Raw genomic sequence first — 12,712 nt, forward strand, 5'->3', positions numbered from 1 at the left:
TCCTGATTCAGCTATCATGCTCGCCTTTTGCGTCGCTGAGATTAACCCTCTCGTATAGGTCGACGTGTTCAGGAGCACCCCATGAACACCCTGTTTATGCACTGTCGCCCGGGCTTCGAAGGTGAAGTCTGTTCGGAAATCGCCGAGCATGCGGCGCGCCTCAATGTCTCAGGCTACGCCAAAGCCAAGCCGAATACGGCGTGCGCGGAATTCGTCTGCACGGAAGATGACGGCGCCGAGCGATTGATGAACGGCCAACGCTTCTCGAAACTGATCTTCCCCCGTCAGTGGGCCAGAGGTGTGTTTCTGGAGTTGCCGGAAACCGACCGCATTAGCGTGATCCTGTCGCACATGGCTGATTTCGCGACGTGCGGCAGTTTGTGGCTGGAAGTGGTGGATACGAATGATGGCAAGGAGCTGTCGACTTTTTGCCGCAAGTTCGAAGCCCCTTTACGCAAAGCGCTGACCCTGGCTGGCAAGTTGGTAGAGGACCCGCGCAAGCCGCGTTTGCTGCTGACATTCAAGAGTGGTCGCGAGGTGTTTCTTGGTCTTGCAGACGCCGACAACTCGGCGATGTGGCCCATGGGCATTCCGCGCCTGAAGTTCCCCCGCGAAGCGCCAAGCCGTTCGACCCTCAAGCTGGAAGAGGCCTGGCATCACTTCATCCCGCGTGATCAGTGGGATGAGCGTCTGTCCGGGGATATGACCGGTGTCGATCTTGGCGCAGCGCCAGGTGGCTGGACGTACCAGTTGGTGCGCCGTGGCATGCTGGTGGCTGCAATCGATAACGGGCCAATGGCCGAAAGCCTGATGGACACCGGTCTGGTTCAGCACTTGATGGCCGACGGTTTTACCTACAAGCCACGTCAACCGGTGGACTGGATGGTCTGCGACATCGTCGAAAAGCCTGCGCGTAATGCCGCTTTGCTGGAAACCTGGCTGGGCGAAGGCTTGTGCCGCGAAGCCGTGGTCAACCTCAAGTTGCCGATGAAGCAGCGATACGCCGAAGTCAGCCGTCTGTTGCAACGTATTGAAGAAGGCTTCGAGGCACGGGGCATTCGTGTCGAAATCGGCTGCAAGCAGCTGTACCACGACCGCGAAGAAGTGACCTGTCATCTGCGTCGGCTGGATGGTAAGCGCAAGGGGTAATCATCTTGCCCCTGTAGGAGTGAGCTTGCTCGCGATAGCTACCTGACAATCAAAAAAGCGTTGCCTGATCAGACGCTATCGCGAGCAAGCTCACTCCTGCGGTGTATTCGGCAGGCTACACCAGCAGCTGTTCCAGATGCTTGATGATCTCCTCGGTCTTCAATACCAGCACATCGCTCTCCAGTGAATCGAGCACCACTTCGGCCGTGTTGCCGATCAGCGCCGCTGGAATGCCGGTGCGCGCCACGGTACCGATGATGGTCACTGCGGCATCCAGTTGCCGAGCTGTGAAAGGGATCAAAACATCCGCCGGCCCTTCGGCAATGTGCAGGTGCGCATCATCGATATCGAATTCGGTCTGGAATGCCTGACATTGCTCGCGATAGCGCGCTTCAATGCTTTCCTTGAGCTGAAACACCGGATCGGCTGCTGACAGCATGGGGGAAGGGTGAGCCGCGATCACGTGCAAACGGCCCTTGGCCAGCGCGGCAATGTCATAACCGTGATCGACGATGGAGTAGTGCAGGGCGCGGTGCTCGCCGTCGTGGTTACCCACATCAACAGCCGCCAGGATCACGCCTTCTGTCCATGGCCTGTCGGTTTTCACCATCAGAACCGGACTTGGGCATAAACGCAGCAGCTTCCAGTCCTCAGGTGTGAGCAAGGCTTTTTTCAATGGGTTGTCGGGGAAATGCTGTTTTATCACCAGCCCACAGCCTTCGGCCTGTTGCACCTGAATAATCGTGTGATGCTGGCTGCTGTCCCAGGTTTGTTCGGTGGTGGCTGAGAACCCTTCATCAAGCAGACGCCGCTTCACCTCCGCGAGCACCGCCGTGTGCGGATGTTTTTCCTTGTCGCAGATCAGCAAGTGCAGGTGTGCGCCAGTGACCCCGGCGATGAGCCGCGCTCGCTTGAGGGCCAGGCTGTCTGGGTGTTCGGGCTCTATGACTACCAGAATGCTGCGTATCGATTGCATGACGTTCTCTCCCGGGTGCGTTATCCCTGATGCACTCCACAACTATAGTTGCACTGCTCGCGGTGTAGCGTTGATGCACGTCAGCTCATTTCTATCGCCGGACGCGGGTCGCCCTCGTATAATGCCCGGCCTTGTCGTTCGGCCTTCTGTGAGCCTATGTACCCGATTCCCGAAATTGAAGCCTTCCTGCTTTGCCGCACACCCGACAGCTGGGTTCAGGCTGCATTGCGCAATCTGGACATCTTGTTGATCGATCACGCGAACAACGAAAAGAAGGCGGCCGGGGCGGCGTTCCAGTTCATGTTCCAGTACAACGACAAGTTTGATCTGCTGAGCAAGATGTCGCGCCTGGCCCGCGAAGAGTTACGGCACTTCGAGCAAGTGCTGAGCATTATCCGCAAACGCGAAATCCCCATGGCCAACGTCAGTTCGGCGCGTTACGCCGGAGCGTTGCGTAAGCTCGTCCGTAATCACAACCCCTACAGACTGACCGATGCGTTGATCGTCGGCGCCATCGTCGAGGCCCGCTCCTGCGAGCGTTTTGCCTGTCTGGTACCGCACCTGGATGAAGAACTGGGCAAGTTCTACGCCGGTTTATTAAAGTCCGAAGCGCGGCATTTTCAGGACTACCTGAAGCTGGCCTATACCTATGGCGACAAGGCTGATGTCGACGCCAAAATCGAAGAAATCCGCTTCGCCGAGCGCGAATTGATTGAAAGCCCGGACGAAGAGTTCCGGTTTCACAGCGGTGTGCCCGCGTTAGTTTGAGGCCCTGATTTTTTGAGACTGATGCAGTACCTGTGGGAGCGGTGCTTGCCCGCGATAAACGATAACGCGGTGTGTCTTATGAACGCGTCTCATGCATCGCGGGCAAGCACCGCTCCCACAGGTACTGCATCTCTGCACGATTGTGCATGCAGCCAAAACACTTTTCCTTAAATACCAAGCAAGCTAATAAAAGCTTTGCCATTTGCTGCCTAAGCAGTAATATCGCCACATTCTCTGCCTAGGCAGCTAATTTGGTGGATTCATGAAACATTTCACTCCTGATAATCAGCAGTCGACGATCATGGGCATGCTGATCGGCCGCACCAATTCGCTGAAGGATCGCATCCTCGACAAGCAATTAGTGCCCTATGGCATCACTTTCTCGCAGTTCAAGGTGTTGATCATCGTGGCCCAGTTCCGCGCGGATACCCCCGCCGAATTGTGTCGGCACCTGTCGCTGGACAGCGGTTCCATGACCCGAATGCTGGACCGGCTTGAACAGAAGCAACTGATCGAGCGCACCCGATCGGCCACTGACCGGCGTCAGGTTCAGTTGGTCCTGACAGAGCAGGGACGAATCATCACCGACCAATTGCCGCAGATTGGCGCTGAAGCCATGAATGAATTGCTTGGCGTGCTGGATGCGGAAGAAGTGGCAAGTCTGGAGAGAATTCTCAGCAAGGTGCTGATCGATGCCAACGATCACATCGCCATTACCCGCCTTAGTTTCAAAGACAGAGGTGCAGAATGAGCCTTTCTGTATCGCGGGCGCGCTATAGCCTGTTGCTGATCGCCCTGAGTGTCGCCGGTTGCGCCAACTACAGCGGCCTGACCACCCAAGGTAAAAGCCTTGACGCTAATAACCTGCAAGCCGAACACAGCCTGCAAGGTATTAGCCTGTCGCCTGCGACCTGGCCTAAACGTGACTGGTGGACAAATCTCGGCGATCCTCAACTGAACGCCCTGATCAACGAAGCCCTGCGCGACAGCCCCGACATGCAGGTCGCCAATGCGCGCACTCATCAAGCCATGGCCTCGGCTTACGCTGCCGATGCGGCACGTATGCCGACGGTCGACGCCGACGCCAGTGTCAGTCGCTCGCGCCTGGCCCGGGATCAGGACCCAAGTGGCATGGGCGGGCGCTACAGCACGTTGCGCAGCCTGGCGGTCAACTTCAATTACAACTTCGATTTGTGGGGCGGCCAGCGCGCTGCCTGGGAAGCCGCCTTGGGTCAGGCTCGCGCAGCTGAAGTCGATGAGCAAGCTGCACGCCTGACCTTAGCCGCCGATGTGGCGCGGGCCTACAGCGATGTGGGTCAGGCTTACATCGTTCATGATCTGGCGACTGAGGACCTCAAGCGCACGCAGCAATTGCTCAACCTGGGCAATCAACGTCTGCAGTCCGGGATCGACAGCCAGTATCAGTATCAGCAGACCGAAAGCCTGGAGGCTAACTCACAGGAGGCGCTGATCGCCGCGGAGAAAAGCCTGGGCAGCGCAAAAATCGCCTTGGCGGTGTTGCTCGGTAAAGGCCCGGATCGCGGTCAGGAAATCGCCCGTCCCAACGTACTCAAGCCTGCGGTCGTTGCCTTGCCGACTTCATTGCCCGCCGAGTTGCTGGGACGTCGGCCGGACATCGTCGCGGCCCGCTGGCGCGTTGAAGCCGCGAGCAAGAACATCGTGGCGGGCAAGACCAATTTCTATCCGAACCTGAACCTCAGTGCCGCTGCCGGGGCTGAGTCGTTGCTGGGTGACGCGATGTTTGGTTCGGCCAGCCGCTTCTTCAATGTTGCTCCGACCATCTCCTTGCCGTTGTTCGATGGCGGCCGTTTGCGTGCTGATCTGGATGCTCGTGATGCCGATTACGACCTCGCCGTGGCGCAATACAACAAGAGCCTGGTGCGGGCCTTGGGGGACGTCAGCGACAACATCGGTCAGTTGCGTGCCATTGATGGCCAGATTCAGGCTCGCCAGCACGCCACTGACGTGGTCCAGCAATCATTCAATACCGTGACCCAGCGCTATGGCTCGGGGATCGGCAACTACCTGGACGTGCTGACTACCGAGCAGCAATTACTCCAGTCACAACGCCAACTGGCTGATCTCAACGCCGAACGAATCGATTTATCGATCCAGTTGATGCAAGCCCTGGGCGGTGGTTTCGAGGGCGAAAGTCTTTCCGACGCCACTTCATCAACTGCTTCGCTGACTAACTCAAGGTAATCGTCATGGCCACTGCCTCTAGCGAAAACACTTCCGGGAATGCTCCGGATAACAGCAAAAAAGACACTAATCCACGTAAGCGCAAGCTGCTTCTGATTGGCCTGGCGCTAGTGGTCATTCTCGGCGGACTGGGCGTCTGGGCCTGGCATGAACTGTATGGCCGCTGGAATGAAAACACCGATGACGCTTATGTGAACGGCAACGTGGTGGAAATCACCCCGTTGGTCACCGGCACCGTTACCAGCATTGGTGCGGATGATGGTGATCTGGTCCGCGCCGGGCAGGTATTGCTGCAATTTGACCCTGCGGATGCCGAAGTCGGTCTGCAAAGTGCCGAGGCCAATCTGGGCAAAACCGTGCGTCAAGTGCGTGGCCTGTACAGCAATGTCGACGGCATGAAGGCGCAACTGGCAGCCCAGCGCGCTGAAGTGAAGAAGGCTCAGGACAACTACACCCGACGCAAGAGTCTGGCAGCCGGCGGGGCAATCTCACAGGAAGAACTGTCCCACGCACATGACGACCTGATCAGTGCGCAAAGCGCCTTGAGCAATGTCCAGCAGCAACTGGCCAGCAGCGTCGCGTTGGTGGACGACACCGAAGTGTCGTCACATCCGGATGTGAAGGCCGCGGCGGCGCAGTTGCGTCAGGCTTATCTGGCCAATGCTCGCAGCACCTTGATTGCACCTGTCACCGGTTACGTCGCCAAACGCACCGTGCAACTGGGCCAGCGCGTACAGCCGGGCACCGCGTTGATGGCAGTGATTCCGCTGGATCAACTGTGGATCGATGCCAACTTCAAGGAAACCCAACTGGGCAAAATGCGCATTGGTCAGCCGGTGGAAATCGAGTCGGATCTTTACGGCAGCGACGTGAAGTACAGCGGCACCATCGACAGTCTGGGTGCCGGTACCGGCAGTGCATTCGCTCTGCTGCCTGCACAGAACGCCACCGGTAACTGGATCAAGATCGTTCAGCGTGTTCCCGTTCGTGTCCACATCAACGCAGAAGAACTGGCGAAGCATCCGCTGCGCATCGGTCTGTCCACGACGGTCAATGTCGATCTGCATGATCAGAGCGGTCCGGTATTGGCGCAGCAGCCGCCGAAGCAGGCTTCGTTCAGCACCAACGTCTATGAGCAGCAACTGGCCGAGGCCGATGCCTTGATCAATCGCCTGATTCATGAAAACAGCGCACTGACCGGCAAGACTGCTCAGCGCTGATCCGCCAATCCGCATGCCCCGGTCGTGATCGGCCGGGGCAGCGTCAAGTTTTCAGGGATTCGCGATGAGCGCCAACGCCCCCGCATCATTTACGCCGCCCAGCCTGCTGCTGTGTACCATCGGCCTGTCGCTGGCGACCTTCATGCAGGTTCTCGATACGACGATTGCCAACGTTGCCTTGCCGACCATTTCCGGCAATCTGGGCGTCAGCTCGGAGCAGGGCACTTGGGTCATTACCTCGTTCGCAGTCAGCAACGCGATTGCCTTGCCATTGACCGGCTGGTTAAGCCGCCGCTTTGGTGAAGTGAAGTTGTTCCTGTGGGCGACGATTCTGTTCGTTCTGGCCTCTTTCCTGTGCGGGATTTCCCAGTCAATGCCGGAGCTGGTGGGCTTTCGTGTGTTGCAGGGTGTAGTGGCGGGGCCGCTGTACCCGATGACGCAAACTTTGCTGATCGCTGTGTATCCTCCGGCGAAAAGGGGGATGGCACTGGCACTGCTGGCAATGGTGACCGTCGTCGCGCCTATTGCGGGGCCGATCCTCGGCGGCTGGATCACTGACAGTTATAGTTGGCCGTGGATCTTCTTCATCAATATTCCGATTGGCCTTTTTGCGGTGCTGGTCGTGCGCATGCAAATGGCCAAGCGCCCGGTCGTCACCAGTTACCAGCCCATGGACTATGTCGGGCTTATCACCCTGATCATTGGCGTGGGTGCGTTGCAGATCGTGCTCGACAAGGGCAACGACCTGGACTGGTTCGAGTCGAATTTCATTGTCATCGGTGCGCTGATTTCAGCCGTGGCGTTGTCGGTTTTCGTGATCTGGGAAATGACTGACAAGCATCCGATCGTCAATCTGCGCTTGTTTGCCTTCCGTAACTTCCGCATCGGCACCATGGTGTTGGTCGGCGGTTATGCCGGGTTTTTCGGGATCAACCTGCTGCTGCCGCAGTGGTTGCAGACACAAATGGGCTATACCGCGACGTGGGCAGGGCTGGCCGTGGCACCCATCGGTATCTTGCCGGTACTGATGTCGCCGTTTGTCGGTAAGTACGCGCACAAATTCGATCTGCGCCTGTTGGCGGGGCTGGCATTCCTGGCGATTGGGACCAGTTGCTTCATGCGTGCGGGGTTCACCAATGAAGTGGACTTTGAACATATTGCGTTGGTGCAATTGTTCATGGGGGCGGGCGTGGCGTTGTTCTTCATGCCGACGTTGAGCATCCTGTTGTCGGACCTGCCGCCCAACCAGATTGCCGATGGTTCAGGCCTGGCGACCTTCCTGCGCACGCTGGGCGGTAGCTTCGCGGCATCGCTGACCACCTGGATCTGGATCCGCCGTGCCGATCAGCATCATGCTTATCTGAGTGAAAATATCAGCACCTACGAGCCCGCGACCCGGGATGCGCTGAACGCACTGGGTGGTGCGAGCCCTTCGGCTTATGCGCAACTTGAGCAGACCCTCAATAGCCAGGCGTACATGATGTCCACGGTGGATTATTTCTATCTGTTGGGCTGGATATTCATGGGCCTGATTCTGCTGGTCTGGCTGGCCAAACCGCCGTTCACCGCCAAGGCCGGGCCTGCGGCAGGCGGGGGACATTGATGTAGCAACTTTTCCTGTAGGAGCTGCCGAAGGCTGCGAAGCGGTGTGTCAGGGAAACCGCTTTCGCAGCCTTCGGCAGCTCCTACAAGGGATGAGGCAGGGCGGCCATCTGCTCCGGCACAAAATCAAACGCCGCCAGCTGAAACCCTTGCTCGTCCACCTGCACAGCCCAGCCTTGTTTGTCCCAGTCACCCAGCACAATGCGTCGCGCCGCCTGATCACCGATCTGTAGCTTATGGATCGCAGGGCGGTGGGTGTGGCCGTGGATCAGGGTGCGCACACCAAAGTGCTCCATGATTTTGGGCACTTCTTCGGGCGTAACATCGACGATGTCGTTGGCTTTCATGCGAGTTTGCGAGCGGCTTTCATTGCGCAGTTTGCGCGCCAGCTTGTATCGGGTGCTCTTGGGCAGGTTGCGCAGCACAAACAACGTCAGTGGGTTGCGCAGGTAGCGGCGCATGCGAATGTAACCTTCGTCCCGGGTGCACAGGCTGTCGCCATGCATGAGCAGGACGGGTTCATCATTCAACTGGACCACGCTCGGGTCGGGCAGCAGCGTGCAACCAGCTGCTTTGCAGAAGGCACGGCCAATCATGAAATCACGATTGCCATGCATCAGGAATATTTGGGTACCGCTGTCGCTCAGTTCTCGTAACGCCTGGCAGATCGAGCGCTGGAAGGGCGACATCGCATCGTCGCCAATCCAGACCTCGAAAAAATCACCGAGGATATACAGGGCCTGAGCATCGCGGGCGCGGCCCGCGATCAGATCCAGAAACGCCCGGGTAATGTCCGGGCGTTCTTCCTGCAAATGCAGATCGGAGATCAGCAATATCACTCAACGATCTCGGCTTTCTCGATGATCACGTCTTCAGTCGGTACGTCCTGGTGGCCGGATTTGCTGCCGGTGGACACGCCTTTGATCTTGTCGACAACGTCAGTGCCTTCGATCACTTCGGCAAACACCGCGTAACCCCAGCCCTGAGTGGTCTTGGCGCTGTGGTTGAGGAAGCTGTTGTCGGCAACGTTGATGAAGAACTGTGCGGAGGCCGAATGCGGTTCCATGGTACGGGCCATGGCAACGCTGTACTTCTTGTTCGGCAGGCCGTTGTCAGCTTCGTTCTGGATGCTTGGGCGCTTGTCTTTCTTTTCTTTCATGCCTGGCTCGAAACCGCCGCCCTGGATCATGAAGTTACCGATGACACGGTGGAAAACGGTGTTTTCGTAGTGGCCGGCGTTGACGTATTCGATGAAGTTGGCAACGGTCAGCGGTGCTTTTTCAGCGTTCAGTTGCAGAACGATGTCGCCATGGTTGGTGGTCAATTTTACTTTGGACATATCTGAATTCGCTCTTTTGGCAGTTCGTGAATGGACGCGTTATAACCCTGACGCGCAGTTTACAGAGGTCGTTACATAATTCTTTCGAGTTTTTAACTCGACGGTTTTCTTACAGGGCGCTGTTAGCCTATTGACAGCTTCGGCTATGATAAGCGCTTTGATTTAGTCGGCCTACCCTGGCCGCGCACTTGTATTGTCCAAGGATCCTATGAGCAAGCCCACTCAAGACCCCGCTGCGAATTCAAAGGCAGGCCCTGCAATTCCTACCAATTTCCTGCGCCCGATTGTCCAGGCTGACCTCGATTCAGGTAAGCACAGCAAGATTGTGACCCGTTTCCCGCCTGAGCCAAACGGCTATCTGCACATCGGTCACGCCAAGTCGATCTGCGTGAACTTCGGTCTGGCTCAGGAATTCGGTGGCGTCACGCACCTGCGTTTCGACGACACCAACCCGGCCAAGGAAGACCAGGAATACATCGACGCCATTGAGAGCGACGTCAAGTGGCTGGGTTTCCAGTGGGATGGCGAAGTGCGTTACGCCTCGCAGTATTTCGATCAATTGCACGACTGGGCTGTCGAGCTGATCAAGGCTGGCAAGGCTTATGTGGACGATCTGACCCCGGAACAGGCACGTGAATATCGCGGCACCCTGACCGAGCCGGGCAAGAACAGTCCGTTCCGTGAGCGCAGCGTTGAGGAAAACCTTGACCTGTTCGCCCGCATGAAAGCCGGTGAGTTCGAAGATGGTGCCCGCGTACTGCGCGCCAAAATCGACATGGCTTCGCCGAACATGAACCTGCGCGACCCGATCCTTTATCGCATTCGTCATGCTCACCACCACCAGACCGGCGACAAGTGGTGCATCTACCCGATCTACGACTTCACCCACGGTCAGTCGGATGCCATCGAAGGCATCACACACTCGATCTGCACCCTGGAGTTTGAAAGCCACCGTCCGCTGTATGACTGGTTCCTCGACAACCTGCCGGTGCCAAGCAAGCCGCGCCAGTACGAGTTCTCGCGCCTGAACCTGAACTACACCATCACCAGCAAACGCAAGCTCAAGCAACTGGTCGATGAGAAGCACGTTCACGGTTGGGATGACCCGCGCATGTCGACCCTGTCGGGCTTCCGTCGTCGTGGCTACACGCCGAAGTCGATCCGTAACTTCTGCGAAATGATCGGCACCAACCGCTCTGACGGCGTGGTAGATTTCGGCATGCTGGAATTCAGCATCCGCGACGATCTGGACCACAGCGCTCCGCGTGCCATGTGCGTGCTGCGTCCGTTGAAAGTAGTGATCACTAATTATCCGGAAGGTCAGGTCGAGAAGCTTGAGCTGCCGCGCCACCCGAAAGAAGACCTCGGCGTTCGCGAGCTGCCGTTCTCCCGCGAGATCTACATCGACCGCGACGACTACATGGAAGAGCCGCCAAAAGGCTACAAGCGTCTGGAGCCGAATGGCGAAGTGCGCCTGCGCGGCAGCTATGTGATCCGTGCCGACGAAGCGATCAAGGATGCCGACGGCAACATCGTCGAGCTGCGTTGCTCCTACGACCCGGACACCCTGGGCAAGAACCCTGAAGGCCGCAAGGTCAAAGGCGTTGTGCACTGGGTGCCAGCGGCTGAAAGCGTCGAATGCGAAGTGCGTCTGTACGATCGGCTGTTCCGTTCGCCAAATCCTGAAAAAGCTGAAGACGGTGCGACCTTCCTGGACAACATCAATCCGGATTCCCTGCAAGTGCTGACCGGTTGTCGTGCTGAACCTTCATTGGGGCAAGCGCAACCGGAAGACCGTTTCCAGTTCGAACGCGAAGGTTATTTCTGCGCGGACATCAAGGACTCGAAACCTGGTCAACCAGTCTTCAACCGGACTGTAACGCTACGAGATTCGTGGTCTTAAGGAGCCTCAGTGCTTTCTATCTACAACACGCTCACCAAGAGCAAAGAAGTCTTCAAACCGCTGGATGGCAACAAGGTGCGCATGTACGTCTGCGGGATGACCGTGTACGACTACTGCCACCTGGGCCACGGCCGCAGCATGGTGGCGTTCGACCTCGTGACCCGCTGGCTGCGATTCAGCGGTTACGACCTGACGTATGTGCGCAACATCACCGACATTGACGACAAGATCATCAATCGTGCTCGTGAAAACGGCGAGTCGTTCGATGCGCTGACGGCGCGTATGATTGATGCGATGCATGAGGACGAAGCACGGCTGAACATCCTCAAGCCGGATATGGAGCCGCGTGCCACTGATTACATCGACGGCATGCACGCCATGATCCAGACCCTGATCGACAAGGGTTATGCCTATGCACCGGGTAATGGCGACGTGTACTACCGCGTCGGCAAGTTCCTCGGTTACGGCAAGCTGTCGCGCAAGAAGATCGAAGACCTGCGCATTGGCGCACGTATCGAAGTGGACGAGTCCAAGGACGATCCGCTGGACTTCGTGCTCTGGAAAGGCGTCAAGCCGGGCGAACCAAGCTGGGAGTCGCCATGGGGCGCCGGGCGTCCGGGCTGGCACATCGAGTGCTCGGTGATGTCCACCTGCTGCCTGGGTGAGACGTTCGATATTCATGGCGGCGGCAGCGACCTTGAGTTCCCGCACCACGAAAACGAAATTGCCCAGAGCGAAGCGGCCACCGGCAAGACTTACGCCAATGCCTGGTTGCACTGCGGCATGATTCGCATCAATGGCGAGAAGATGTCCAAGTCCTTGAACAACTTCTTCACTATCCGTGACGTGCTGGAAAAATACTCGCCGGAAGTGGTGCGGTATCTGCTGGTGTCCAGCCATTACCGCAGCGCGATCAACTATTCCGAAGACAGTCTCAGGGAATCCAAAAGCGCGCTGGAGCGTTTCTATCACGCCCTTCGTGGCTTGCCGGTTTCCGAGCCGCTGGGTGGCGAGGCATTCGTGGAGCGTTTCTCGGCAGCCATGAACGACGACTTCGGCACGCCTGAGGCTTGTGCGGTGCTGTTCGAGATGGTTCGTGAGATTAACCGTCTGCGGGAAACCGACCTGACGGCGGCGTCGGGCCTGGCGGCTCGTTTGAAACAATTGGCCAGTGTGCTGGGTGTTCTGCAGCTTGAAGCCGATGATTTCTTGCGCGCCGGTGCGGAAGGTCGGGTCGATGCGGCAGAAGTCGAAGCGCTGATCCAGGCGCGTCTGGCTGCTCGTGCGGCCAAGGACTGGGCCGAATCCGACCGCATCCGCGACCAGATCACCGCCATGGGCGTGGTGCTGGAAGACGGCAAAGGCGGCACGACCTGGCGGTTGGCGGATTGATTCGCTAACGGCTGGCGGTGATTCCCTGTGGGAGCGGTGCTTGCCCGCGATACAGGTACCTCGGTGTTTGATCTGAAACCGAGGCGCCTGTATCGCGGGCAAGCACCGCTCCCACAGGTATTGCATTCCAGTTCAACTGT

General features: G+C 57.8%; 11 protein-coding genes. 8 read left to right on the forward strand and 3 right to left on the reverse strand.

The features are described 5' to 3' along the window. Positions 1–81 precede the first annotated feature (81 nt). Entirely contained in the window at positions 82–1,149 is a 1,068-nt protein-coding gene (gene rlmM / locus EE949_RS22635; protein ID WP_122666331.1) for a 23S rRNA (cytidine(2498)-2'-O)-methyltransferase RlmM, read from the forward strand. 115 nt (positions 1,150–1,264) lie between these two features. Here the strand turns inward: rlmM and EE949_RS22640 are convergent, their stop codons facing one another. After that, positions 1,265–2,125, reverse strand: coding sequence for a universal stress protein (locus EE949_RS22640; protein WP_122666332.1), 861 nt, complete (start codon positions 2,123–2,125; stop codon positions 1,265–1,267). Between the two features lie 156 nt (positions 2,126–2,281). Between EE949_RS22640 and EE949_RS22645 the strand changes: the two genes are divergently transcribed. The 5 genes from EE949_RS22645 to EE949_RS22665 all read left to right on the forward strand — a co-directional run bounded on the left by EE949_RS22645 (position 2,282) and on the right by EE949_RS22665 (position 7,939). Next, positions 2,282–2,893, forward strand: a complete 612-nt coding sequence (locus EE949_RS22645; protein ID WP_122666333.1) for a tRNA-(ms[2]io[6]A)-hydroxylase — start codon at positions 2,282–2,284, stop codon at positions 2,891–2,893. Positions 2,894–3,155: 262 nt separating this feature from the next. Continuing rightward, a complete protein-coding gene (locus tag EE949_RS22650) occupies positions 3,156–3,644 on the forward strand; it encodes a MarR family winged helix-turn-helix transcriptional regulator (RefSeq protein WP_122666334.1) in 489 nt (162 codons plus the stop codon). Next, the gene (locus tag EE949_RS22655) at positions 3,641–5,116 is read left to right on the forward strand and encodes an efflux transporter outer membrane subunit (protein ID WP_122666335.1); all 1,476 of its coding nucleotides are present in this window, start codon (positions 3,641–3,643) and stop codon (positions 5,114–5,116) included. The genes EE949_RS22650 and EE949_RS22655 overlap by 4 nt, the downstream gene beginning before the upstream one ends. Before the next feature lie 5 nt (positions 5,117–5,121). Beyond that, complete coding sequence (locus EE949_RS22660) at positions 5,122–6,336, forward strand: HlyD family efflux transporter periplasmic adaptor subunit (protein ID WP_122666336.1); 1,215 nt, start codon at positions 5,122–5,124, stop codon at positions 6,334–6,336. Between the two features lie 64 nt (positions 6,337–6,400). Continuing rightward, a complete protein-coding gene (locus tag EE949_RS22665; protein WP_122666337.1) occupies positions 6,401–7,939 on the forward strand; it encodes a DHA2 family efflux MFS transporter permease subunit in 1,539 nt (512 codons plus the stop codon). 82 nt (positions 7,940–8,021) lie between these two features. Here EE949_RS22665 and lpxH read toward each other — a convergent pair whose 3' ends face one another. Both lpxH and EE949_RS22675 read right to left on the reverse strand, forming a co-directional pair. Next, a complete protein-coding gene (lpxH, locus tag EE949_RS22670) occupies positions 8,022–8,777 on the reverse strand; it encodes a UDP-2,3-diacylglucosamine diphosphatase (protein WP_122666338.1) in 756 nt (251 codons plus the stop codon). Further along, positions 8,774–9,277, reverse strand: coding sequence for a peptidylprolyl isomerase (locus EE949_RS22675; RefSeq protein WP_099269824.1), 504 nt, complete (start codon positions 9,275–9,277; stop codon positions 8,774–8,776). Before EE949_RS22675 ends, lpxH begins: the two co-directional genes overlap by 4 nt. Before the next feature lie 208 nt (positions 9,278–9,485). On the opposite strand from EE949_RS22675, the gene EE949_RS22680 reads away from it, so the two are divergent. Further along, positions 9,486–11,180: a glutamine--tRNA ligase/YqeY domain fusion protein gene (locus EE949_RS22680; RefSeq protein WP_122666339.1), complete on the forward strand. Its 1,695-nt coding sequence runs from the start codon at positions 9,486–9,488 to the stop codon at positions 11,178–11,180. Between the two features lie 9 nt (positions 11,181–11,189). Continuing rightward, complete coding sequence (cysS, locus tag EE949_RS22685; RefSeq protein ID WP_122666340.1) at positions 11,190–12,572, forward strand: cysteine--tRNA ligase; 1,383 nt, start codon at positions 11,190–11,192, stop codon at positions 12,570–12,572. The last annotated feature ends 140 nt before the right edge of the window (positions 12,573–12,712 follow it).

This window comes from Pseudomonas viridiflava (genome assembly GCF_900602065.1).
Lineage (GTDB): Bacteria > Pseudomonadota > Gammaproteobacteria > Pseudomonadales > Pseudomonadaceae > Aquipseudomonas.